Raw genomic sequence first — 24,847 nt, 5'->3', positions numbered from 1 at the left:
ATTCCGTGTGGTGAGTGATTAGCCTTCACCGTCTGCTTACGCGTTCGTTGTAAAGTCTCCTCTTACTCACTTGATCCCGTTGGAGTCACCGTCCTTCAGCTTCAATCCATCCAAATATACGCTTTTATCTGTATTTATTAGCCATTAAAAGTGAGGAAATGGCTTAGCGAGACCAATTGCGACTTGAAAGCAACCAATTCAACAGGAAACGCAACCAGTATGAGCGTGAAAGCAACCAAATTGGCAACGAGCGCAACCAATTCTCCATGCAAAGGCTAGCGGACACTGATTGCCATGCACTTTACTTGAAGTCTCCGCTTAATTTACATGGATTAGATCGTCCATTAAAATTTGCACAACATTTCAGTCGTTACTCACAACTTTATAGACCATATGCGCAACATTATGAATGGACGGAACTTTATGCTTGGACGCTGACTCGTTATGCTCAGATAGCTCCTTTTTATGCTAGCATAACAGCAACCTTTACTCGGAGCAGGGGCAACTAATTTAAGTCACATTATCCCTAAACTTTCTATCAATATTATATTTCATCGCATATTGATAACTTCTCAATCATTATAAAGAAACCAGCTATCTCAAATGATGGCTGGTTTCTTTTCACTTAATTTATCATTCACCTAATGGAGAAACAACCGTAACAATGTAATCTGCAACTGCTTCCATTTCCTCTGGAGTCAGAGTATCTTTAAAGGACGGCATCGCATTTTTACCATTAGTTATGCGGTCGATTACAGCTTCTTTACTTTCAGCTATTTTACTATTTTGTAAATTTGGTCCATTATGTCCATTTGCCCCTTGATTGCCATGGCAGGCAATACAACTGTTTGTATAGAGTTCCAGTCCAGCGTTTAAGCTTACCGTTTCAGAGGTAGTTGTAACTTTTTCGTCAGATGAGATAGAGGCATCAATCACCTTACCTTCTGGTAAATCTCCTCCTAATTTAAATGTATACACTTTGTCACCATGTTTTGAGCCTGCCAGTGCATTACCAGCAGCATAGATTGCAAGATATTGTTCGCCGTCAATCTCATAGGTAATAGATGGAGCGTTTGCACCTGCATCCATTTGATATTCCCATAGTTCCTCTCCCGTTTTTGCGTCGAATGCAATTAGACGACCATCATTATGTCCTACAAAAACTAGATTTCCTGCAGTCGTTAAGACCCCACTGTAGGCTTGAGCATCCCAATCTACTTGCCACGCTATTTTATTTGTTTTCACATCAATTGCGGTAACTGTCCCTCGTTGTGGCGCATTTGAAACAGGTTGCATAATGCTACCAATATACATCGACCCTTCTTCAAATGCTTCATCTTCCTGCCTTGCAAACGAGAAGTACGTATCATTACCTAATACGTAGAAATATTCGGTCTCCGGATTATAAGCAGATGGTGGCCAGTTTGCACCACCACTAGGACCTGGTTTTAGGGTAATTGGCTCCTCCCAAAAAGGTGTATAGATATCTCCTATTTTCCCTTCAAACGTATCTCCCAAATCACGATCTACATCCTCTTGAAATACACCTTGCGGTACAAACGAATCCCCAATTGGAAATGGTTGAGTTGCAGCTGTTTTTTGTTCTGCTAATTGCGGTACTGGTTTCTCTTCTATTCCAACAAGTGGAGTTCCATCCGTTCGGTCTAAGAAATAGACCCATCCTGTTTTTCCTGCTTGCCCCAGACCTTTACGCATTACTCCATCCATTTCTACATCATATAGAATAACTGGGTTGGCGGGGTCCATATCCCATATATCATGATGTACTTCTTGGAAATGCCATACGTAATCCCCGTTTTCCGCATTTACAGCGACGACCGAGTTAGCATATAAATTGTCCCCTTCGCGATTGCTGCCGTCTAAGTCAGGTGCAGTATTTCCTGTTGCAAAATAGATATATCCTAGTTCTGGATCGACTGCAGGTGTATTCCAAACCGGTCCCCCTCCAGTTATCCAAGCATTATTATCTGTCGGCCAAGTATCACCATCCATATCGCCAGGTCCCGGAATTGTATAGAAACGCCATACTTCATAACCTAAATCAGAATCATACGCCATTACGCGCCCGCGTATTCCATACTCTCCTCCAGAAACGCCTGTGTAAACTTTACCATTATAATAAAGCGGGGCGCTGGTTACTGTATAGCCTTCTTCCCATTCTGCTACTTTTGTTTCCCATAATAATTCTCCAGTTTTTTGATCTAATGCGATTAAACGAGCATCTAATAATCCCGCATATACTTTGCCATCTCCAACCGCAACACCACGTGATGTCCAGCCACAACATACTGTGTCCATTTCTTGCGGGATATCCGGAGAATATGCCCAAATTTGTTCTCCCGTTTTAGCGTCCAAAGCAAATACGTCATTTGCGCCAGTAGTAATAAACATTACGCCATCCACTACAATTGGAGTCGCCTCTCCGGAATATTTTGCCTCCGCACCGGATCCTAGACTACTTACCCAAGTAGGTTTTAAATCCCCTATATTTTCTGTTGTAATTTGGTTTAGCATCGAGTATCGTCTATTGTAATAATCACCCCCATGAATCGCCCATTCTGTCGATGCATATTCTACCTTTTCATTTGGATTAGATGGACTTGGTGCAACTTTTTCCTCAATCTTTGTCTCAATCACCGGCTCTTCTTTTACCTTTATAGTAGCGTATTCCACCTCTTCCACCTGTTCTTTGTCTGCCATCAGATAGAGAACAAATAGTGCTACGAAACAAATAATGGCACCGATAAAAATTTTTGCCCATACTGAAATACTTTCATCTCTCATCCTGACCCTCCTTAAACTAGTAAAATCTTATTCATTAGTTTATGTTTCGGATTCAAAATAAATGTTGCCGCTTCCAAATTATTAGACAATACAAAAAACTGTCCAAGAGTTTAAATTCTTGAACAGTTCACTAGCTTACTCTTATTTAGTTAGGTCTTTACATCCTTCTAATATTAACTCAAACAGCTCTTCAATATCTGCTTCCTCAACACATGAAAACGCTACGCGAATATCAGTTTTATTGCTAGCTATAACTCCGACGCCGTATTGATCTAGTAAGTGTAATCGAAGTGTTTCTGCATCTATATCTTTTAGTTTTAAGCACATAAAATAGCCAGAGTTAAACGGATAGTACGTCCAATAAGGAGCAAACTTTTTGTTTGCAAGTACTTGTTTTGTTTTGACTGCACGGCCTTTCATAATTTGGAACTTTTCTTCTTTTTCTTTTAAATACTCGGTTGACTGTAAAGATTCCAAAAGAATTGTTTGCGAAATATGAGACCCGCTCGAAATTGTTCCTCGGATAATCCCTTTTGTTTTTTGCTCCAGTGCTTCTAGAACGTCTGGAGTTGCTGCATACGTGATAAATCCTACACGTAGACCCCATACATAGTTTTCCTTCGTTGCACCATCAATTTTTACCGGTAAAATATTCGGATGACTTTCAGCTAATAATCCGAACAATGATTCCTTGATAGAATCCTCATAGAACAAACCAAAATAGGCATCATCCAATAACACAATTAGTTTAGTTCCAGAAGCTGCAACATCTTTTAATACTTGAACAATAGCTTCTGCTTCTGAAATGGAAGGAGTATAGCCAGTTGGATTGTTCGGGAAGTTTAATAACACAATAGCTTTTTCTTTTTGTTTTGCAAGTGTTTCGCGGAATGCATCAACATGGAAACCATTGTTTTCATTGAACAATGGGAACGTTTCTACACGACCGCCTCTTCTAATTTGAAATACGGTATTGTAGTTACCCCAATATTGTTCTGGCGTGATAAGTACATCCCCAGGATTCATAAATAGATCCGCTGCAATACTTAAACCATGCGTTAATGCACTAGTTACAATTGGTAAGCCAATGGATTTATTTTGCATAGAAGGATTATCGGCTAATAGTTTCTCTTTCCAAAGGGAGCGTAATAATTCCTTTCCCTGTGGAGCTGCATACGGGTAAATATCTTTTGGAGCGTATCCTAATTTATCTTGTATATGACGAAAATGCATTGGTTCTCCATTCTCTGTCGCAATTCCGATTGTTGCGTTAAAACGATGTGCTTTTTTACCAGCTTCTGCACTTTGACTTAAAATCCCTTTAGGATAATACAAATTCTTTCCTAAATCAGATAACATGTCAAAAATTACAGGATTCTCTTTTTGTATTTTTTCATTTAATTGAGTAGCTAAAGCATTCATTTATTCGTACCTCCTGATATGGGATTGTGTCTTCCATTATTGTACTTCATTTTATCAGTGCATTGTATCTTTAATTCAGTTCTAGAACAATTGGACAATGGTCACTTCCAAGAATGTGCGCATGTATTCCCGCATCTTTTAATCGTGGTTCTAAACTTTTGGAAGCGATAAAATAATCAATTCTCCATCCAATATTCCGTTCCCTTACTTTGTTCATATAAGACCACCACGAATAAGCACCTTCTTGTTTTGGATAAAAGAAACGGAAAGTATCGACGAATCCTTCTGCAAGTAAATCGGTCATCTTCGCTCTCTCTTCATCCGTAAACCCCGAGTTTCCTCGATTAGATTTAGCGTTTTTCAAATCTATTTCCGCATGCGCAACATTTAAATCCCCGCACATAATAACTGGCTTTACTTCATCCAACTTTCTTAGATAAGCACGCATCTCATCTTCCCAATCTAGTCGATAAGGAAGTCTCGTTAAATCACGCTTTGCATTTGGTGTGTAGACGTTCACTAAAAAGAAATCTTCAAATTCCAGCGTAATAATCCTTCCTTCATCTTCCGTATTTAAATCCCCAACACCATATTTAACCGAAAGTGGTTCTACTTTTGTAAACACAGCAGTTCCCGAGTACCCCTTTTTCAATGCATAATTCCAATATTGTTTATATCCTTCTAATTCTAAATCAATTTGACCTTCTTGCAATTTTGTCTCCTGCAAGCAAAATATATCGGCATCTACTTCATTAAAATAATCTAAAAACCCTTTTTGGACACAGGCACGCAGCCCATTTACATTCCAAGAAACTAATTTCATATGTATACCCCCCAATCAAAAGACCGTGCTTTTTCTATTATAATGCTTTTAAAATGAAATAGTTATCGAATCACATTTGTTACACTGAAATAAAATTTAATCAACTTGGAACTTTCCAACTCTTTTCTTCATCTAAGAGATAAGTGCAGAAAGGAGCATACAAATTTGGACACACTCAAACTTATAAAAAAAGCACAAAAAGGTAATACTGCCTCCTTTGAACTTTTAATCACTCATTATAAACAAGCAATGTACTATATGGCTAAAACAATTTTAAAAAATGATGAAGATTGTGCGGATGCAATTCAAGAAAGTATCATTAAAGCTTTTTTGAACATCCACCACTTAAAGGAGCCATCTTATTTTAAAACTTGGTTGATACGCATCGTGATGAATGAATGTTATCAATTATTAAGGAAGTCCAACAACATTATTCCAATAGATTCAATTCTGGAGCCTTCTTACAACCAGTCCATCTCACAAAATCTTGAAATAGAAGAAGCGTTGGACCACTTATCCATTGAGCATAGGCAACTGTTAATGCTTTTTTACACGGTCGGCTTGAGCATCAAAGAAATAGCAGAAATACTCACCTTACCTGAAAACACGGTAAAAAGTAAAATGCATAGAGCGAGACAAAAAATGAAAGATTACTTAACTGAAAAAGGAACGGAGGCACATTCATGGACAAGTGGGAAGAGTTTTTAATCGGAAAGCAAAACGAAGATTTACCTGAAACTGTTGAACTAGGTATTCAGAAGGCTTTTGAACGGTTACCTAGAAAGAAATATAAAAGGCGTATTAATGGTATTGTCGCCGCTGCCGTTTTGTTTCTATCCATTCTTGTCGGTTCCATTTTTTCACCAGCAATGGCAGCAACGCTTCAGTCTATTCCAATAGTTGGATCACTTTTTGAATGGATACAAGTTACTGATGAAGGGATTAAAACTTCTGTTAAACAAGGAATTGCCGAAGAACATGGACTTGAGTTACAAATAGAGGGGCATAAACTATTTATAGAGGAAACAATGTTTGACGGTAGTCGATTAGCGATTAGCTTTGTCGTAGAAGCTAATAACCAGAAGGAAGTGCACAAACTTATGGATCGTATGATTTATAAAATTAACGATATTCGCTATCAAGAGTGGGGAAGACATTTACGAGTTGATATTCAAGAGGAGCAAATATCTGATGGTTTTTATGCTGGTGTATACATGCTAAAAACACAAAAACCGTTACCAGAGGAGTTTAATTTCTCTATTAAATCCGATATCAACAAATGGATATCGATTCCAATAAGTTTAAAAGGCGAACATACTGTCGTTGATATTCAACAAGAAAGACAAAATGAAGAAATATCTATTTTATATAAACATATCACTTTTTATCCGTCTACCATTATCTTATCATTCGAACAGAAAGAAACAGTTGAACACTATATGTCATTACGAGATAAACAACTAACTTACAATATTTTTGATGAAAACGGAGATTCCGTGCCTATTGTCCTAATGGACGGGGAAGGAGGAGAGTATATCAATAAGCGTTTAAATATGGATTACTCTTTCTTCATACCTACAAGGGAAAAATCTTATCAAAAGCTAACCATTGTTCCAACGATTATTAGCACTGTAGAGGGAGAATATGCTCAAGAGTTAGAAACATTAGATGACTTATCCTATACGATTGACTTAACTCAACCATAAGTATTGCAATCTGCTAATGAGCATGACTTCAAAAGTTATGCTCTTTTTAACCAGAAAGTTCTCCAACCAAATTATACGAACAATCTGATTGTATCGAACGTATAACCCCTGTAGCTATTTCTAAATTTGTTAACCATCTTTGCTGATTATTATCTTTCATACATCCTAATTGGATATGATTATATTTAATACTTTTGGTAGTGCCGTACTGTTTCCTCAATAGTTCAGAATTTGCTTTGCTGCCAATCACTTGCCAAACCTTACTTTTCCCTTCCATCAAATCAAATAAAATAGGCAATGCCTCTAAACCATCTGCATGTAACCAAACAACCGCTTCTACTAAAGAACCATATTCTTTTATATTTTGCTTAAGTGATTGATAAAATTTGGTTGAGTCTCGATAATCGACATAAATTTCTTTGATATTTTCAGGATGAGAACAAGCACTTTTCATTCTATTCATTTTTTCTTCGTTTCGGGCGATGACCGACACAATGCTGTTATTGTCTGCATACCACTTAGTAACTTCCGCCAACATTCCTGTACCACCAATTATACAAATATGCTTCAAAGGATATCCCCCTCCTAAAAAGGTGAGCCACAGAAAAAGTGGTTCACCTTTTATTTTCCGTCATTTTCAACAAAACAAATAGTGCAATGGCAAGAACAAATAATCCAAACAATATCGCAAGTGTAATTACTGCATATCCAATTAACCCCATCGTTCAACACTCCCTTATATAACTCATTTTAAAGGAGCAAATAAAGGTGTCAATATATTCAAATGGAATATTAAACTAAAATAAGACATCTTATAGGGAGTATGTGTCTTAAATTAGTTACCTCTGCTCCGAGCAAAGGGTGCTGTTATACGAGCATAAAAAGGAGCTATCCGAGCATAACGAGTCAGCATCCAAGCATAAAGTTCCGTCCATTCATAATGTTGCGAGTAACGACTGAGATGTTGCGCAAATTTAATGGACGATCTAATCCATGAAAATTAAGCGGAGACTTCAAGTAAAGTGCATGGCAATCAGTGTCCGCTAGCCTTTACTTGGAGAATTGGTTGCGCTCGTTGCCAATTTGGTTGCTTTCACGCTCATACTGGTTGCGTTGCCTATTGAACTGGTTGCTTTCCCGAGCTATTTGGTCTCGCTAAGCCATTTCCTCACTTTTAATGGCTAATAAATACAGATAAAAGCTTCTATTTGGATGGATTGAAGCTGAAGGGCGGTGAAGGCTCATCGCTCACCCGACGGAAAGCGTCTGTCCTGCAGTGGAAATCCAAGCGGTCACCGATTAAAATACGCTATCCCTCTAATACGACTCACCTCCTTTGAACGCGACAAACCCCACTTCCTATAACTCTTGAAAGTGGGGTCTGCTCTTAATATGGTTCTGCTTCGTTACTCTTTTGAACTGCATCTTTAGGAGCTTGGTCTCCGTCTCGATTTCCAAGTGGTTTGCTACTTGATCCACCTTTTTCCACATGGGCCAGTCCTTCTTTTAAATGGCGTCCATAATCCTCGTCCGCTTCTTCTGCTAAAGCAATCATTTTATCTTGAATTCGTTTATCGCAGCTAGACAAGTCATTTACTAGATTGGCTATGAGTTCCGCCTTCTCCCATTGCTCAAAATTACGATACGTCTCTCCCGCTTGTTTTGTATTGCTTTGTCTGTCTATCGATTGGCGTACTAAGTTTCCCTTAATCATCGGAGTATATTCTTTTCCTAATTGCCTCGCTTCTTTTAAACCATCTAATATAGAAGGCTCATAATTTATATGGGGATTTTGAAAAGGAGCCCGGTCCAATTTATATTGCATTTGCCCTCCACTTTGGTTAGTCGCAACTCGTTTTTTTGGTGCATTGATTGGCAGCTGTAAATAGTTTGCCCCCACTCGATGACGCTGTGTATCGGAATAAGAAAAAGTTCGACCTTGCAACATTTTATCATCTGAAAAATCAAGTCCATCAACCAATACACCTGTTCCAAAAGCAGCCTGCTCCACTTCCGTAAAATAGTCTTCCGGATTTCTATCCAAAACCATTTTACCAACGGCCATCCAAGGAAACTTATCTTCCGGCCACAGTTTCGTGTCATCTAATGGATCGAAATCCAACTCGGGATGTTCATCATCGCTCATAATTTGGACGAGCAACTCCCATTCTGGAAAATCTCCCTTTTCTATCGCATCATATAAATCTTGCGTTGCATGATTAAAATTTTTCGCCTGTATCTCTTCTGCTTCCGTTTGTGTTAAATTCCGAATACCTTGCTTAGGCTCCCAGTGATATTTTACTAGTACTGCTTCTCCTTCTTTGTTGACCCATTTATACGTATTCACACCTGAGCCTTGCATCATTCGGTAGTTTGCTGGGATCCCCCATGGTGAGTAAACAAATGTGACCATATGAAACGTTTCAGGAGAACTGGCACAAAAATCGAAAAAACGCTCGGAATCTTGAATATTTGTAACAGGGTCGGGCTTAAATGCATGAATCATGTCTGGAAATTTAATCGCATCACGAATAAAGAAGATCTTTAAATTGTTTCCTACCAGATCCCAGTTACCATCCTCCGTGTAAAATTTCACAGCAAAACCACGTGGATCACGCAATGTTTCTGGAGAATGCCCACCATGAATAACAGAGGAAAATCGGACAAAAACAGGGGTTCGTTTTCCTTTTTCCTGAAATAGTTTTGCACGCGTGTATTTGGAAATTTCCTCATGCCCAGCAGCACCATACGCCTCAAAATAACCATGTGCTCCAGCTCCACGGGCATGGACTACTCGTTCTGGAACACGTTCTCTGTCAAAATGACTAATTTTCTCTATAAAATCATAGTTTTCTAAAGTGGCAGGCCCTCGATTTCCTACTGTTCTCATATGTTGATTGTTTGTAATTGGATGTCCTTGCCTATTGGTTAACGTATCTTCATCTTCCATATTCGTTTCAAAGTTAGATTGCTCTTTTGTCACTCTGTATCCTCCTAAATATCCTAGATTCTACTTCCTCCTTATTCTGTCCATTTACAATTAATATAAACATTCGTAAAGAAGATGCCTCTTTTAACAATCTACATAGTTACCATGGAAGATAAGCAAAGCTTTTAATAGAAACAGGTTTAACCAAGCATTTGAAATGCTAAACGTTTCCAGGCATTCTCTTGAACTCTTTCCTCTATTCCTCTTTTGCTATATAAATACGTGCGTAAATCTCCCTTGTACAAAAGATTTAAAGAAGAAAGTTGCTCAAAATGGTGCGGTTGTACTAGGCAAGGTGCAATTTGCAACTTGGAAGATGGACATTCATTCATAATTGTTGCCACGAATTGAGAACAAAAAAAAGCATTTTCTCGTTCAATTTTAATATTCATCGCCACACCAAATAATCCGATTAAATTATACCTATACAATTCTTTTTGGTGTTCCATACAACGAATTTTATTACGCATTCGATTATACTCCTTGATGGAAACTTGGCATTTATAAATTGCACATGTTGCTTTTGCCAAAAGTCCTTCTGATGGCTCTTCTTTGATAAATCCTCCTTTAAAAGGATTATTCTTATTTTTTCTTCCAAAACTATACATCTCACTCAATTCTTCATCAAAAGCGACGGATGCATGATTCATTTCTTTTCTTGTATACATACCGATCGCTTTTGAAAATAATGTCCCTGTATTAGACAAAACAATATAAATGGTTTTCTCCATCTCGTTCACCTCGTTCATAAGAAGCATTTTGCCCCTCAATCTGTTGTTCTAATCATCTCCCAAAAGAGCATTTTTCCAAACGGGCTCTAGAAGGAAAACTAGTAGGGCTAGAGACGTAGTGAATGAAAAAGAATTAAAAGAAAGGAATTTAAATCCACACAACACATTCGATAAATTTGTCGTATGAATAGAAACCTAGGATTATTTTAAATTAAAGAACTGCAACATTTATCCGAATGCTCGTCGTTCTCATTTTCTTGCTAAGTATGTTATATTTAGAGGGATCTAAAAAGAGAAGGAGGAAATTCCATGCCAAATATAGGAATACCAGGGTTAATACTCGTATTAATAATTGCTTTAGTTATCTTTGGCCCATCAAAGCTTCCTCAACTAGGTAGAGCAGTTGGACAAACGTTAAAAGAATTTAAAACCTCGACACGGGATATTATAAATGATGAAGAAAAAGAGGAAGCTAAATTAGAAGCAAAAGAAATTGAACTTGAAAAGAAAAACTAAATAGAAGGAGCCAGCTATTTTTTGTGATAGCTGGCTCCTTTAGTTAAATTAAATGCCCTTTTGTTTTGCAGGATATTTAATACCGAATTGCTGTAATCTATAACTAAATTGATCCTCATTTAGTGGCATATCGTAAAAAAATCCTTGGACTAAAGAGCAATTATTAGCTTTCAGGAAGTTCCTTTGTTTCTCCGTCTCTACCCCTTCGGCAAGTACATCCATTTTCAAATTATTAGCAAGTACTATAATTGCTTGAAGAATAGCTTCCCCTTTCGCATTTTCTCCAATACAATTGGTAAAAAACTTATCTATTTTAATTTTGGATATTGGCAAATTATTTATATAGGATAAGTTCGAATAACCAACTCCAAAATCATCAATAGCTATGCGAATACCTGCCTTCTGTATATCATGCATATGATGAGTAATAATAGAAGAAGAAAAAATTTGCACATTTTCTGTGATTTCTATCTCTAATATCCCTCGAGGAATTGAATGTTTCTCCAATTGATACATAAGAAATGAAACAAATGACGGCTCGTTCAATAAAGATGAAGAGACATTGATCGAAATTCCACCATTGTATCCACTTACCTTTTTCCATTTATTGTACATTAGTAAGGAAGTATCAATTATATGCTCCGTGAGCATTCGAATCTGTCCAGTCTCCTCCGCGATAGTAATAAATTCATCCGGCGAAATGAAACCTAACTCAGGATGCTTCCACCGTGATAATACTTCAATCCCTATAATTTCGTTTTCTAAAATATTTACTTGTGGCTGGAAAACAGTGTAATAGGCATTTGTTAAAATTGCTTCCTTTAGACTTTTTTCAATAATAAGACGCCTATTCAGTGACTTAGACATTACACTTTCATATCTTATCCATTGATCGCCTTTTATTTTTTTCGCTTCGTACATTGCAATGTCCGCAGCTGTGATCAAAGAGTCCGCGGAGTCTCCATTTTCCGGAAACAAACTTATCCCTATGCTTGCTGTTATATTCAATGGAGGTAATTTGGGATTATTAAACGGCTTTTCAATAGCAGACAAAATACGATATGCGTCGCTTTGAACTTGAAAATCATCTATATATGTAGTGCAAAGCACAAATTCATCTCCTCCATATCGAGAAATAAAAAATTTATCAGAAAGGTCCCGTTTAAGCCTACTAGCGATTTCTAATAATAGAATATCACCCATTTCATGACCGTAAGCATCGTTAACATGTTTAAAATTGTTCAAATCTAAAAAAAACAATACAAATGGATCCTGTTCTACTATTCTCTTCTCTAATCTTTTGAGTAATAGTAATCTATTCGGCATTTCTGTTAGATGATCATGGTGAGCAGTATTCCATAGTTTATCTTCTTTCACTTTTTTTTCATTAATATTATTAAAGTATATCGATATCCCCCCGTTTTCTTTTGGGTAAGCATATATTTCAAACCAGGTTTTTAAGGGATCGTAATATGCTTCAAAACGGGTCTCGACACGCTCATTCATCGTTTTTGAATAACTTTTATTAAATATCGAGTCGATAGCGTCTGGGTAAACTTCCCATAAGTCTTCTCCCAATAACTCCGCTTTAGGAGCAGACAATAACTTTTCTGCCTCTTTATTTATATAAGTAATTTGCCAGTCCTTGTCTACTGTTAAAAATGCATCAGACATGTTTTCTAAATCAGCATATATTTCTATACGTTCCTTTTCATATTCGCTTATATCTTTACGGGTAATTGTCGCTCCTGTAACTTTACCTTTCTCTATAAGAGGGTTTACTATCTTGGTGTACCAATTCTGAGATAAGCATGTATAAGTAGTGCGGAAAAAAGGAATCTCCCCTTTTAATACTGCCAATATTCCATTATATTCTTCCAGGTAATTGGAACTTGATAAAATGTCTAAGTAATTTATACCCGCGATATCAGCATCCTTAAGGCATCCCTTAGTCTCCTTGCAAAATTTTTGCCATGATTTATTTGTAACTATAATTTCGCCATCAACATTTATAAGTGCTATAGAGTCTTGCAACGAATCAATTATTTTTTTATACATTCTTCTCTCCTCTTTTCTTTTTAGCGCAACTCTATTGATGCGAACTATTTATATAACTGTAAATTTCCTTCAGTATCCAAAAAAGCAGCGATATTTGCGGTACTTTGCTTAAAAGTATGCATACGCCTACCTATTTGTATGACTGTATCAGCATAAGCATAATTAATGTGTATTTCTCCATTCACAGGCACCGAAATAGTTGTTTTACCTCCATTTTCAGAGCCAACCTCATCAAGAAAGATATTATTTCCAGCAGAGATAGTCCCTCCACGGCAAACACCTTTAATGTAAACATTATGATCCGCATGCAAGGAGCAATGATACACACCTTGTCCAAATATGTTAATATTTCCACTTGAATACAAGGTAGAGTTGATTCCATATGGTAATTCTATTGCCACTCTAAGTTCCGGGGGTAAAAAGTATGTTTCATACATATCTCTTACACTTTCTATAAGCGACTCAAGTGATCCCAACTGAATGTTTTGATCTTTAGATACTGTTATAAAATATTCTTTTAAACTCTGAGAAAGTATTTTCCAATCTTCGTCCAATTGCGGTTCATTCTGTTCGATTAGGTCACAAAATCTCATTACTAGGTCTCGAAAATCTCCATACTTTTTTTCTAATAACAGACGTATCAGATAAGAAACTTTCATCATTTCTTCTTTAGGATTTTTTTGACGGCGAATTATTAAAATTTGATTGATTGCTCCTAAAATATGATTTAAGTATGTCAATAACTCTGCTAAAACTAGAATCAATGAGGCGATCACATGGTTCACTTTACCAACAGATAATTCGGAAGAAAACACATTTTGTTCAATTCTAGTAGAATGGCCTGATTGTACTACCGCTCTATTTACAGTACCTTTTATATAGACTCTTCCTTCAGCCTCAACACACATAGAATCTAACACATTTCCGTTTATTAGGACATCACCTGGAAAGCGAATATTACCACTTTCCAAACTAACATCTCCCGTGTGAATATACTCTTTTATAACGTCAATTTTTACTAGTTTTCCCCTTGTTTCAATGGAAGGTCTACCTGCAGTAAGAGCTACTACATGATCATCTTTTTGTTCTACATATTTACCCATCTTTAACGTAACTTCATATACAGGTTTGGGAGGGACTACTCCACCAAATAAATCTGTCCCATGAGTTCCTGGAATGGCTACTATTCTTTTTGCCATAATTTGCCCTACTTCTACTGCTAGAATGGATCGACCTTCCCTAAAGTCAACTTTTTCTGAGAGATGTATGTTTTCGCCTTCCAGGTTCGTTTCTCCCCAGCCATCAATAAGTATTTCAATATCTCCGTCTAATCCTTCTTGCGGGGAAATGCCTTTCGCTATAATTGCTTCTCCATTTTCTCCATTTAACATGGCTTGAATAGCGGGATATATAATACCTCTTTCAATTTTAAGTGATTTCAACCTTTGCAATATATTTTCTAGCTTAATATCTATAAAGAAGGATTCTGTTTCCTTTGCTTGAATTACGAGATGCTCTTGTGGCTCCACTTCTACCAATTCCCTCGTAATCTTCCTTCCATGAGTAATTGAAAGAGTAGCCATCATATTATTATCTTTTAAGTCGATTCGAAAACTTCCTGGAATCACTTCATTCTCCAACATAACCTTAACCGTGTCTTTACTAGTAACAAGACGTGGTTTAACTAATATTTCGCCATTAACCAAAACTTTCACTGTTTCATCTGCTTCGATGATCGGCAGTCTTTGAGCATTTTCCTGTATATACACTTTATTATTTTGTATCCAAGCCCCAAAAGGAATGTCTATAGACTCCTCACTTTTGGAAAGAGTTGGGGTAATGACATCCTTTAATCCGTACTCTAAAGAATCGAAGTCGACCATTTTATCAATTAGATTGTCTACTTCTCTATCATCTATGGAAAAAACGGACCTTTCTTCCTCTCTTTTTTTATCCATTGAAATAGTATTTGATTTTATCTTTGTTATACTAACTTCTGCCAAACGTTTTCGTAATCCAAATAAACTTTTCGAAGGTGATTTTACAACTTGAACATTAATATCATCGGTCGTACATTGCAAAATATTAAGAGCAGTTTGAACAGCTTCCTCGATTGTTTCTGCTTTAATAGTAATAGAATTTTGTACCATATGAATAAACCTCCTTTCTAATTTTAATTTGGAACTAAATTACTTTTATAAATACAATATATCTATTAATATACTTTTTTATAAGTCTAAAGACTAGTTATAAATATATATTAACACAATATTCAATTTATTTCGACACCTTTCATCCATTTATAAAGTGTTATATGTTATCAAATAGTCGGTATGTGTTACGACCGCTTTTTTTCGCGGTGTATAGGGCTTTATCCGCATGAACCATCAACGTATCCATATCTATTCCGTCATCTGGATAAAGGGCAATACCGATACTTGAAGTGGTTATGAAGGTATGATTGTCAATTATCCATTCTTGCTGTAAACTTTCCAATATCCTCTTGGCACATACTTGCGCGTCTTCCCTATTCTTCAAATCGAGTAGGAGAGCCGTGAATTCATCCCCTCCTTGTCGTGCAATTATGTCACTTTCACGTAAGCAGGTGCTAACTCTTTCACCAAACAACTTTAGTAATTTATCTCCAATTGAATGCCCTAAGTTGTCATTTATCCTTTTAAATTTATCTATATCCATATACAATAATGCAAACTTCTGATTATTTCTTTTCGCTTCTTTAATAGCTTGTTTCATTTTTTGTCCAAACAGTCTACGATTCGGTAAGCCTGTTAGCCCATCATGAAAAGCCATAGATTTTAGTTCTTCCTGTAATTTTTTTCGTTCTTCAATATCACGGGAAACGACTAGCAAAAATGGGTTACCGTGTTCTTCATCCATAAAAAAAGTTGCCTTAGCTTCTACCCATAACCACCCCTTTGTTTTATGCTTTATCCTAAACTCTGCTCGTTCTGAACTAGCTGTGCTTAATAGCGATCTAAAACGGGGAATAATATGATGTAAATCCTCAGGATGCACATGATCACGTGTTTTTGTACCTTCCAAATCTTCTATAGGAAATCCTAAAACGGATTGAAAAGATGGAGAAATATACTTAAACATTCCTTTTTGATCGATGATTGAAACTAAATCTGTCATATTGTCTGCTATTAATCGGTACTTTTCTTCACTACGGATCAATGACTCTAATAATATTTTTCTTTCCGTGATATCGCGGGATATCCCTAAGAAGCCAACCACTTTATCTTCGCTATCCAAGAGAGGTGAGACAGTTATGCTAACATCAATAGATGTACCATCTTTTTTTAAGCAATCCACTTCTAGGTCTTTTGTATATTCTCCTAATATTGCTTTCTCACGTCTTTCTTCCGCCGCATTCCAACGGCTCTTAGGAATTGTCGGCAGCTGCCTCCCTATAACCTCCTCTTTATCCCATCCATACATTTTTTCGAATGCAGGATTCACGGCTAAGACATCTCCATTTACATCTATAATATCTATTGCGTCCGCTGATGAATTAAATATAGAGTTAAGCTTTTCAGAAGTCTCTTGTAATGCTAGGCGCATTTGAAAAAGTTCCGTTTCATCCTTGGCTACAACCATAACACCGACCGTTCTTCCCTCTTCTTGCATCGGCACGTTTTTAATATGTAAATGAAGAAGACAACCATTTTTATGATAGGCGTTTGCTTGGTAGGCACTAGATTCCCCGTTCCATGAGCTATCTATTAATTGTTTGACATTATAATCTACATTTGGGATCAGTATATCTGGATAATATAAATCTATTGTTTCAGAGTGAGAATAGCCAAATATAGTAGCAACTGCACTATTAACGTCCAAGACTATTCCATTTTCATCTAATAAGAAAATTGCGTCTGGATTATTTTCGATTAAAGAGCGATAAACATCAATAGAAATACTATTAAATAATCTTTTCATAATAAATTTTCCTTCCATATTAATTGATAGAGAACTTAATCCAATAAAGAGTATATTTTTAAAAATAGATGTTTACATAATAATTGAAGAAGATAGAAAGGTTTTTTATACCACTTAATCGGGAAGGATAAAATCATTTCTATTTGTGAGAAATAACTCTCTTGTACAACAGTCCTGTCGGAATATTTAATCACTACTTTTTATTATTGTCTATTTTAAATCTCTCTTTTATAAAAATGTAATATTGAATCCAAAAGTAACCATTCCTACACTAAAATTGTATAGATACTAAGACCCTCAATCAAATTAGGTATTTTATACTATTAATACCCTAATTACAAGTTTCCAAACTTCACTATTTTTTAAACGAACCACAAGTGATTTGTTTAAATTAGTTAAATAAAGGGTATAAAAAAATTCAAATTAGTTAATAGTAAGAATGCTTGCTATAGGGAGGGAAATATTTTGCCAAATATCGGTGTACCGGGTTTAATAATCGTATTAGCTTTAGCTTTGATCATTTTCGGTCCAAGTAAGCTACCTCAATTAGGTAGAGCCGTCGGACAAACTTTAAAAGAATTCAAAACTTCTACCAAAGAAATAATGGATGACGTCACAGATGAATTCAAATTAGAAGATGATTTAGAGGTTAAAAAGAAAAAATAATACATGTAGCGGCTATTTTGGGGTCGAATATTCTTCTCTTCCCCCGGTTAAAAGCGACTCCCAGTAAAAAACACAGTCACAGATAAACTCTGCGTACTGTGTTTTCTTTTATTTATTTGTCTACCACTAAATTAGGACATACTAGATATGAGATGGAGCGATATTTTAAGAAGATGAAGCGATTGTTGGGAGAGTTCGAACGATTCGCGGAAAAGATCGAGCGATTTACCATTTCCACTTATACACGAGCGTATTATTCGATGTCCCCTCTCTATCCAAGTTCATTGATCTAAGAATTCTTGAAGCAACATAGGGAGATTCCAACTTTAAAAAGTAACGGCACTGCCGATTATTTATGCTCTTTCCAATTAAAACAAACCACTCTCGAATTGCATTTATATGAGCAGAACGATCAAAATAACTACAACATACACAGTTCCAACCATTTTTTCTTTTAATCATTCCTCGAGCTCCACATTTTCCACAAAACACACCTGTCAGCAGATCATTCGGATCTATCCCCCATCTTTCACACATTGGATAAGGAAAAAACGGTTGATGATTCTCCTTGATTTTTTCTGCTAATGCTTGTAATTCTCCTACCTCTATATGAACCTTCTGTCTGGCGATATTCTTAAGAAAGACTGGAATTGTGCTATGAAGAATAACAGGATATTTAACAGGAGACTCAACCACCATTACTTTAGAATTCGTTAACACAATCACTCCAAAAATAGGAATCTTTACTCCACGTAAACGTAACCATTCTTCGAACAAATAAATATTACGCTCGATCTGAACTTCTGGACTTTCAAATACATCTGTCTTTTCATCACTTTCTCACTCCAGTTGAAGAGGATGCTGCTTAAATCGAAGCTTTCCACCAATACTTTTACTCTCTAAAATAACTATAAAATACTTCGTCAAAAAAACTGTGTCTATTTGAAATTTACCATATGATTCTAAGTCTACGTCATGCAGGACAATATATTCAAAAGGAAAAGAATACTTTTGAAACATCTCATCTACTTTCTCTTCTCCACGAATTCTGGCTCCCGCTGAATGCATCTTATTACTTATTATTTCCTTCATCCCATGCTTATCTGGCAAACGTCTATTTAATAATGACAATCCATTAAATCCATAATCCTGGGTCCTTGCTTTCACGATTAATTGACCACCCCCAACCGCATCGTATCACATATTACAAAGTTGTAAATTTCACCAAAACACGAACAATTTCATTATTTCAATAAAAATAGGATCAAAAATGAATTTTGATCCTACCTTGTTATATAAAATTAAATTCCTTCTATTATCAATTCCGCTGTTTCTTTACCATTTTTAATACAAGCACCAATACCAACTCCGTAATAAGAACAACCTGCAAGTAACACATTAGGCAATTTAACTGACATCTTCTCCTGTAAAGATTTAACCGCTTGTCCATGTTCTAAGCGATAATTGGGCATTAAGTCATTCCATTTGGTCACTTCGACAACTTGGGGCTCACCATTTATGTTCATACTCTTTTCGATATCCTGTAAAGCAACTTCAACCAACTCTTGCTCGCTCATATACTTCATCTCTTCGAATGCGGGATTGGTGCTTTTATAAAACATTCGAACGAGCAAATGGCTGTTTTCAGATGTATGCTTCCATTTTCTACTTGTCCACGTACATGCATTACATTTCACATCACTATTTTCGGAGACGATAAAGCCGGTACCTTCGGCGGGAAGCTGATCATCTGGGATATCAAAACCAAGATAAATGCTAATAAGCGATGAATTTTTCATTTTATTAAAATCAGCGTCCAAATCCTCTTTTTGCATTATAGATTGTGCCACATTGTGGGGAGTTGTTAAGACAACATAATCAGCTTCCAAAGACTCGTGGTTGGAAAAAGAGATTTCATATCTCCCGTCCTTTTGGGAAACCTTTGTTGTGTGTATACCTTTTAAAATGATAGAGTCATCAAGCTTCTCTTCTAAGCGATTTATCAAAGTGGAGAGACCATTTTTAAAAGAGATAAATTTTTTATTGGCAGCTGCTAGAAACTGCTCTCTATTTGCCCCTAACCCTTTAATAATACTACCGTATTTCTCTTTATAATCAATCAAATAAGGCAATGTCGAGGCCATCGTAAGCTTATTTAAATCTCCTGAATAAACACCTGATAATACAGGTGCAATTTGTTTTTCAACTAATTCTTTCCCTAAGAAATGCTCAAGAAAAGATCCAATCGAACTTTCCTTTGTAAAGTTTTCGTTTGGCAAATAAAAGTCTTTCAAAGCAGCCTCTTTGCCTTCCTCTGAAACTAATGTGCTGCTTTTCAATGAATCCTCACTAGTTGGTATGCCAAATATTGTATCTAAAGGAATCGCGTGTAGCTCATTATTTGTATAAATGTAAGAAATACCCGTTGCATTATAAACGAGCTCGTCTTGTAAGTTTAACTCTTCTACTAAAGGCATTACTCCACCATTTCGCGCAACAATGGAATCTGCCCCTGTCTCCATAATAAACGATGAGTTATGCACTGAGTGAATTTTTCCACCTAAATAATCATTGGATTCCACTAAAGTCAGCTCAATATCCAATGCCTGATCCATTTTATGTTTTTGCAAATAATGCATGGTGGAAAGTCCAGTAATCCCTCCGCCTATTACAACGATTTTTTTCAAAATGTTCACTCCCTGTCCTAAGTCCGGTGTCACTCACTACCTCTAGTATAAACGTTATTGAAAACAACAGGTATGATTTAACTCACTATTCACTTGGAAATCCTCAGCAGTTTACAGTTTCGTCAAATTTAGTACTTTGGACAAACTTACGCAATATCATAACCGATTATTTTAAAGAGTTGGTCATTTTATAGAGGTTGTCTGTCTATAAAGAAAAAGCTTTCACTAGCTAACATCGCTAATAAAAGCTTTTCCTGTTTCTTACATTGCACGCAGAACCGCTCGAACCGGACTACCATCTGCACCTTGAATCTTTAATGGTAAAGCAATCAATTCATAGTCCCCCGGCATCACGTCTTGTAAAAGTAAGTTTTCCAAAATATGCACGCCATGTTGATAAAGCGAATGGTGTGCGGACATTTCTTTACTATCTAAAGCATCTACAGACGGTTGATCGACGCCGATTAAAAAAATCCCTTTTTCCTGTAAAAAAGCACCTATATCCTCTTTAAATTCAGGAACTTGTTTTGGAAACCGTTCTACGTTAACTATATTAGTCGTTTTTAAAAGTAGACGCTCCACTCCATCTAGTTCAAACGCCTGTAATTCTTCTCTTCCGATGGACTTCAATCCTGTGACATCTACCACCTTAGCAGTACCTATATAAATATTGACGTCAAGTTGTTCAATCGTCGGTGCATCATCGTCGAAATGAAATGGCGCATCGGCATGAGTCCCTGTATGCATACTTGTAGTAAAACGACCAATATTGACAGAACCGGTCTGCTTTTTCGAATATGCGAGTTCAAATTGAAAAGGGGTATCACCTGGCCAGGTTCCGATATTATTTGTAAAAGGTTGTGAAATATCTATCCATCGTTTCTCCATTGTCATCCTCCTAAAATAGGTAGAAGTGAATAAACTAATACAATTACGATTACAACAGGTACAATCCACGTCATTAAAAAGCGCCAAGACGTATAAAATAATGGATTTAACGCACTGCTTAATATAAACTCCTCCTGCACCAATACTTTGTTCATTTTATGAACGATGAAAATAGCAATGAGGAGATTTCCAAGAGGAAGCATCATATTACTTACAAGAAAATCAGTTGCGTCAAATACACTTTTTCCAAAAATCGTAACATTTTGAAGAATACTGGATGATAATGCGGATGGGATAGATGCAACGAAAATTATCCCCCCTATTATCCACGTAATCATTTTACGTCTATTCTTCCATTTCTCTAGAATTGCTGCAACAATTATTTCATACATACTAAAGGATGAAGTCAATGTAGCAAATAAAAATAGAATTAAAAATAAGGATAAAAATAATTCCCCAAATGGCATTTGGCCAAATACAGCTGGTAGTATGATAAATAATAAGCCAGGACCTTCCGTAGGCTCAAATCCAAATGCAAAGACGACGGGGAAAATCGCTAAACCTGCAAGGAGGGATACAAAAATATTCATCAGTACAACTGAACCTGCTGAATAGGGTAAGCTCACATCTTTCTTTAAATAAGAGCTATAAGTGACCATACAGGAAAATCCAACCGCTAATGCAAAAAAAGATTGCCCTAGTGCATATAGAATCGATTCACCAGTGGTTTTCGAAAAATCTGGCGACAGAAAGAATTTCACACCTTCCATTGCACCATCAATCGTCAACGAGCGAATAACGAGTATAAGGAAAAAAATGAATAATAATGGCATCATAAATTTATTAGCTTTTTCAATCCCATTTTGGATACCAGAGGAAATAATCAAAATGTTTAGTAACGTAAATATCAACAATCCGATTATCGTAATCCAAGGAGTGCCAATGATAGTGCCAAACAACGCTTCTGAACTTGTTCCGTCTGTAATAACATTTCCAACCACAGACATGCCACTATATACTAAAATCCAGCCCCCTACTACACTATAGAAAGATAATAAGAGAAAGCAACCAACTACACCAAGTCGTCCAATCCATACCCATGCACTTTTGGGCACTAATTTTTTATAAGCAGTGATCGCTTCTTCTCCAGATCCTCGTCCGATGATAAACTCGGAGATTAGCATCGGTAGTCCAATTAATAGCGTTAAACAGACAAAGATTAAAAAGAATGCTCCTCCACCACTTTGACCAGTGACATATGGCAGTTTCCAAATAGCTCCTAAGCCTATCGCAGCCCCTGCTGAAGATAGAATAAAGCCTAGTTTTGTTGACCATTGTCCTCTATTTGAATTCATATACTTCCTTCTTTCTTCTTAAAGGCTCGTTCTCAAATCCCACAACTCTGGGAAAAATCGATGATCTAGCACTTTTCGTAAATAATTCACACCGGATGAACCACCTGTACCAGTTTTAAAACCAATAATACGCTCAACAGTTTTCATATGACGGAAGCGCCACTGTTGTAGCCAATCTTCCACATCGACTAATTTTTCTGCAAGCTGATACAAGTTCCAATATTTGTCTACGTTTCGATATACTTCTTTCCAAGCGTTCGCAACTGTTTCGTCTCCCTCGTACGTGACAGAAAAGTTTCGATTAACGACGGATGGATTGATATGGAATCCTGCTTTTTCCAGTGCTTGGATGGAGACGTCGTAAATGCTTGGTGCATGAAACGCTTTATCCAACTGTTCATGTAAGACGGTATCTTTTTCGTAAATCTTTAAAATATGTTTTGTTTTATAGCCGAGCGCAAACTCAATTTGTCGGTACTGGTATGATTGAAACCCAGATGCTTTTCCGAGTTTATCACGAAACTCTAAATACTCAGCAGGGGTTAATGTCGAAAGTACATCCCAAGCTTGAATAATCTGTGTTTGAATTTTCGTGACACGTGCTAGCATTTTAAAAGCGGCCTGCATCTTATCTTCCTGGATCGCTTGAATAGCACTAGTTAACTCATGTAAAATTAACTTCATCCAAAGCTCACTTACTTGATGAATGATGATAAACAACATCTCATCATGATGACCTGATAATCTTTTTTGACTAGATAAAATACTATCTAACTGCAAATACTCACCGTATGTCATATCATTACGAAAGTCTGTGTATATTCCTTTTTCACTTTTTTGCTTCTCATCTAGATTCGTACGATTCTCTTCCATCTAATCCTCCTATTAAGCAACAACATCCCGCTTGTTTTCGTATTTATTATATAGTTCCTCTTTCATAATCTTCTTTAAAATTTGCACTGTTTGCCATACATCTTCAAAAGAATTATATAATGCAACGGGGGCTAAACGAATACCATTTGGCGAACGGAAGTCTGGAATGACTCCTTCCTCCTTTAGCGCTTTGCAAATACGAGCTGCTTCTTCATGCACCAAAAATACATGACCTCCACGGCGATTTTGTTCTTTCGGATTGGCAATTGTAAATTTATAATCCTCCAACTCTTCTTCTATTAAGAACATCATATAATCAGTTAGTTTTAATGATTTCTCGCGCACGGTAGCAATACCTGCTTCCGCAAACATTTCTAATGATCCATGTAATGGTGCTGCACTTAAAATACTAGGAGTTCCAATTTGATAAGCACCTGCATTCATTGCAGGTGTCATATTAACTTCTAAATCGAACTGTTTTTCTTTATCAGAACCAAACCAACCCGCAAGACCTGGTTTTTGTCCGAAATACTTTCGATTTATATACAATCCCCCAACAGCGCCTGGCCCCCCATTTAAATGCTTATAATTACACCAAAAAGCAAAGTCCACATTCCAGTCACTTAACTGATGTGTGATGGAGCCTATGGAATGACATAAGTCAAAGCCTATTGGAATATTTCTTTCATGCGCAGCAGTTGTTAGTAATTTCATATCCAGAATTTGCCCACTTCGATACAAAACAGCTGGTAAAACAATAAGAGCCACATCATCTGTCATTGCTTCAATAATATCTACTTCACTTAATGTATAACCATCTCGACTCTTTACCAACTTCATATGCTCCTGGGGATTATACCCGTGCAAAGAAAGCTGGCTGCTAATTGCATACAAATCAGAAGGGAAATTCAACTCATCCGCTAAAATTTTTGTACGATTATCCTTCGGTTGATAGAAACTGGCGATCAATTGATGGAGATTCGAAGTCGTGGAACCCGTTATCATCACTTCTTCTGTTGACGCACCAACAAGCGGGGCACACATTCCCCCTAACTTCTCTGAAAAATAAAACCACGGATTCTCTCCTTGTGTCCATCCATCTATCCCCAATGTCTTCCAAGATTCAAGCATTGCTAATAATGATTTCTCTGCTCTTTTAGACAATAACCCTAAAGAATTCCCATCCATATAAACAACATCACGCTGCAAATAAAACTCATCACGATAGCCTTGTAAACTATCTTGTTCATCAAGTTTTTTTGCATACTCTAACGATTTATTTCGCTCCATCTCTTAACACCCCGCCTGAAGATTAGTCTAAATATTCCATCTAGTTAAATTAATGATATGTTTTAAGTGACGTAGTGT

General features: G+C 36.6%; 20 protein-coding genes. 4 read left to right on the top strand and 16 right to left on the bottom strand.

What is annotated here, in order from left to right; genetic code table 11:
• Window positions 1-633: 633 nt before the first annotated feature.
• The 3 genes from FS486_RS11975 to FS486_RS11965 all read right to left on the bottom strand — a co-directional run bounded on the left by FS486_RS11975 (window position 634) and on the right by FS486_RS11965 (window position 5,050).
• Window positions 634-2,805 (bottom strand): outer membrane protein assembly factor BamB family protein, encoded by a 2,172-nt coding sequence (locus tag FS486_RS11975; protein ID WP_144511687.1) that lies wholly within the window; start codon window positions 2,803-2,805, stop codon window positions 634-636.
• A gap of 141 nt (window positions 2,806-2,946) precedes the next feature.
• Window positions 2,947-4,227 carry an aminotransferase class I/II-fold pyridoxal phosphate-dependent enzyme gene (locus FS486_RS11970; protein WP_144511685.1) on the bottom strand — a complete coding sequence of 427 codons (1,281 nt, stop codon included), beginning with the start codon at window positions 4,225-4,227 and terminating at the stop codon, window positions 2,947-2,949.
• A 70-nt stretch (window positions 4,228-4,297) separates the two neighbouring features.
• Entirely contained in the window at window positions 4,298-5,050 is a 753-nt protein-coding gene (locus FS486_RS11965) for an exodeoxyribonuclease III (protein ID WP_144511683.1), read from the bottom strand.
• 165 nt (window positions 5,051-5,215) lie between these two features.
• Between FS486_RS11965 and FS486_RS11960 the strand changes: the two genes are divergently transcribed.
• Together FS486_RS11960 and FS486_RS11955 are read left to right on the top strand one after the other, a co-directional pair.
• Entirely contained in the window at window positions 5,216-5,758 is a 543-nt protein-coding gene (locus FS486_RS11960; protein ID WP_144511681.1) for a sigma-70 family RNA polymerase sigma factor, read from the top strand.
• A complete protein-coding gene (locus FS486_RS11955) occupies window positions 5,734-6,756 on the top strand; it encodes a DUF4179 domain-containing protein (protein WP_144511679.1) in 1,023 nt (340 codons plus the stop codon). The genes FS486_RS11960 and FS486_RS11955 overlap by 25 nt, the downstream gene beginning before the upstream one ends.
• 46 nt (window positions 6,757-6,802) lie before the next feature.
• Here the strand turns inward: FS486_RS11955 and FS486_RS11950 are convergent, their stop codons facing one another.
• The 3 genes from FS486_RS11950 to FS486_RS11940 all read right to left on the bottom strand — a co-directional run bounded on the left by FS486_RS11950 (window position 6,803) and on the right by FS486_RS11940 (window position 10,476).
• Complete coding sequence (locus FS486_RS11950) at window positions 6,803-7,327, bottom strand: Rossmann-fold NAD(P)-binding domain-containing protein (RefSeq protein WP_144511677.1); 525 nt, start codon at window positions 7,325-7,327, stop codon at window positions 6,803-6,805.
• An 816-nt stretch (window positions 7,328-8,143) separates the two neighbouring features.
• Complete coding sequence (locus FS486_RS11945; RefSeq protein ID WP_144511742.1) at window positions 8,144-9,706, bottom strand: catalase; 1,563 nt, start codon at window positions 9,704-9,706, stop codon at window positions 8,144-8,146.
• Window positions 9,707-9,885: 179 nt separating this feature from the next.
• Window positions 9,886-10,476, bottom strand: coding sequence for a hypothetical protein (locus tag FS486_RS11940; RefSeq protein WP_186321434.1), 591 nt, complete (start codon window positions 10,474-10,476; stop codon window positions 9,886-9,888).
• 309 nt (window positions 10,477-10,785) lie between these two features.
• Here FS486_RS11940 and FS486_RS11935 point away from each other — a divergent pair, with 309 nt between their 5' ends.
• Window positions 10,786-10,992, top strand: a complete 207-nt coding sequence (locus tag FS486_RS11935) for a twin-arginine translocase TatA/TatE family subunit (RefSeq protein ID WP_144511675.1) — start codon at window positions 10,786-10,788, stop codon at window positions 10,990-10,992.
• Window positions 10,993-11,040: 48 nt separating this feature from the next.
• On the opposite strand, the gene FS486_RS11930 is transcribed toward FS486_RS11935, so the two are convergent.
• From FS486_RS11930 to FS486_RS11920, 3 genes are all read right to left on the bottom strand, one after another.
• Window positions 11,041-13,050 carry a sensor domain-containing protein gene (locus FS486_RS11930; protein ID WP_144511673.1) on the bottom strand — a complete coding sequence of 670 codons (2,010 nt, stop codon included), beginning with the start codon at window positions 13,048-13,050 and terminating at the stop codon, window positions 11,041-11,043.
• Between the two features lie 44 nt (window positions 13,051-13,094).
• On the bottom strand, window positions 13,095-15,200 hold the full coding sequence (locus FS486_RS11925; RefSeq protein ID WP_144511671.1) for a FapA family protein: 2,106 nt from the start codon (window positions 15,198-15,200) through the stop codon (window positions 13,095-13,097).
• Between the two features lie 160 nt (window positions 15,201-15,360).
• Window positions 15,361-17,010: a sensor domain-containing protein gene (locus tag FS486_RS11920; protein WP_186321433.1), complete on the bottom strand. Its 1,650-nt coding sequence runs from the start codon at window positions 17,008-17,010 to the stop codon at window positions 15,361-15,363.
• A 462-nt stretch (window positions 17,011-17,472) separates the two neighbouring features.
• Here FS486_RS11920 and FS486_RS11915 point away from each other — a divergent pair, with 462 nt between their 5' ends.
• A complete protein-coding gene (locus FS486_RS11915) occupies window positions 17,473-17,676 on the top strand; it encodes a twin-arginine translocase TatA/TatE family subunit (protein WP_144511667.1) in 204 nt (67 codons plus the stop codon).
• Between the two features lie 225 nt (window positions 17,677-17,901).
• Here the strand turns inward: FS486_RS11915 and FS486_RS11910 are convergent, their stop codons facing one another.
• From FS486_RS11910 to kynU, 7 genes are all read right to left on the bottom strand, one after another.
• Entirely contained in the window at window positions 17,902-18,453 is a 552-nt protein-coding gene (locus FS486_RS11910) for a hypothetical protein (protein ID WP_144511665.1), read from the bottom strand.
• Window positions 18,454-18,516: 63 nt separating this feature from the next.
• On the bottom strand, window positions 18,517-18,843 hold the full coding sequence (locus tag FS486_RS11905) for a nuclease-related domain-containing protein (RefSeq protein WP_144511663.1): 327 nt from the start codon (window positions 18,841-18,843) through the stop codon (window positions 18,517-18,519).
• Between the two features lie 134 nt (window positions 18,844-18,977).
• Entirely contained in the window at window positions 18,978-20,363 is a 1,386-nt protein-coding gene (locus FS486_RS11900) for a protoporphyrinogen oxidase (protein ID WP_144511661.1), read from the bottom strand.
• Between the two features lie 261 nt (window positions 20,364-20,624).
• Window positions 20,625-21,251, bottom strand: coding sequence for an arylformamidase (gene kynB / locus FS486_RS11895; RefSeq protein ID WP_144511659.1), 627 nt, complete (start codon window positions 21,249-21,251; stop codon window positions 20,625-20,627).
• A gap of 2 nt (window positions 21,252-21,253) precedes the next feature.
• The gene (locus tag FS486_RS11890; RefSeq protein ID WP_144511657.1) at window positions 21,254-22,606 is read right to left on the bottom strand and encodes a sodium-dependent transporter; all 1,353 of its coding nucleotides are present in this window, start codon (window positions 22,604-22,606) and stop codon (window positions 21,254-21,256) included.
• Between the two features lie 18 nt (window positions 22,607-22,624).
• Window positions 22,625-23,479: a tryptophan 2,3-dioxygenase gene (gene kynA / locus FS486_RS11885; protein WP_144511655.1), complete on the bottom strand. Its 855-nt coding sequence runs from the start codon at window positions 23,477-23,479 to the stop codon at window positions 22,625-22,627.
• A gap of 12 nt (window positions 23,480-23,491) precedes the next feature.
• Window positions 23,492-24,769: a kynureninase gene (kynU, locus tag FS486_RS11880; protein ID WP_144511653.1), complete on the bottom strand. Its 1,278-nt coding sequence runs from the start codon at window positions 24,767-24,769 to the stop codon at window positions 23,492-23,494.
• Window positions 24,770-24,847: the final 78 nt, after the last annotated feature.

This window comes from Bacillus sp. FJAT-22090 (genome assembly GCF_007676755.1).
Classification (GTDB): domain Bacteria; phylum Bacillota; class Bacilli; order Bacillales_A; family Planococcaceae; genus Psychrobacillus.
This window is presented reverse-complemented; position numbering and strand designations above follow the sequence as displayed.

Coding starts and splice junctions, on each gene's coding strand:
- FS486_RS11935 (WP_144511675.1), top strand. CDS start 10,786: ATGCCAAATATAGGAATACCAGGGTTAATACTCGTATTAATAATTGCT.
- kynB (WP_144511659.1), bottom strand. CDS start 21,251: ATGGAGAAACGATGGATAGATATTTCACAACCTTTTACAAATAATATC.
- FS486_RS11945 (WP_144511742.1), bottom strand. CDS start 9,706: ATGGAAGATGAAGATACGTTAACCAATAGGCAAGGACATCCAATTACA.
- FS486_RS11970 (WP_144511685.1), bottom strand. CDS start 4,227: ATGAATGCTTTAGCTACTCAATTAAATGAAAAAATACAAAAAGAGAAT.
- FS486_RS11975 (WP_144511687.1), bottom strand. CDS start 2,805: ATGAGAGATGAAAGTATTTCAGTATGGGCAAAAATTTTTATCGGTGCC.
- FS486_RS11955 (WP_144511679.1), top strand. CDS start 5,734: ATGGACAAGTGGGAAGAGTTTTTAATCGGAAAGCAAAACGAAGATTTA.
- kynA (WP_144511655.1), bottom strand. CDS start 23,479: ATGGAAGAGAATCGTACGAATCTAGATGAGAAGCAAAAAAGTGAAAAA.
- kynU (WP_144511653.1), bottom strand. CDS start 24,769: ATGGAGCGAAATAAATCGTTAGAGTATGCAAAAAAACTTGATGAACAA.
- FS486_RS11940 (WP_186321434.1), bottom strand. CDS start 10,476: ATGGAGAAAACCATTTATATTGTTTTGTCTAATACAGGGACATTATTT.
- FS486_RS11930 (WP_144511673.1), bottom strand. CDS start 13,050: ATGTATAAAAAAATAATTGATTCGTTGCAAGACTCTATAGCACTTATA.
- FS486_RS11925 (WP_144511671.1), bottom strand. CDS start 15,200: ATGGTACAAAATTCTATTACTATTAAAGCAGAAACAATCGAGGAAGCT.
- FS486_RS11920 (WP_186321433.1), bottom strand. CDS start 17,010: ATGAAAAGATTATTTAATAGTATTTCTATTGATGTTTATCGCTCTTTA.
- FS486_RS11965 (WP_144511683.1), bottom strand. CDS start 5,050: ATGAAATTAGTTTCTTGGAATGTAAATGGGCTGCGTGCCTGTGTCCAA.
- FS486_RS11890 (WP_144511657.1), bottom strand. CDS start 22,606: ATGAATTCAAATAGAGGACAATGGTCAACAAAACTAGGCTTTATTCTA.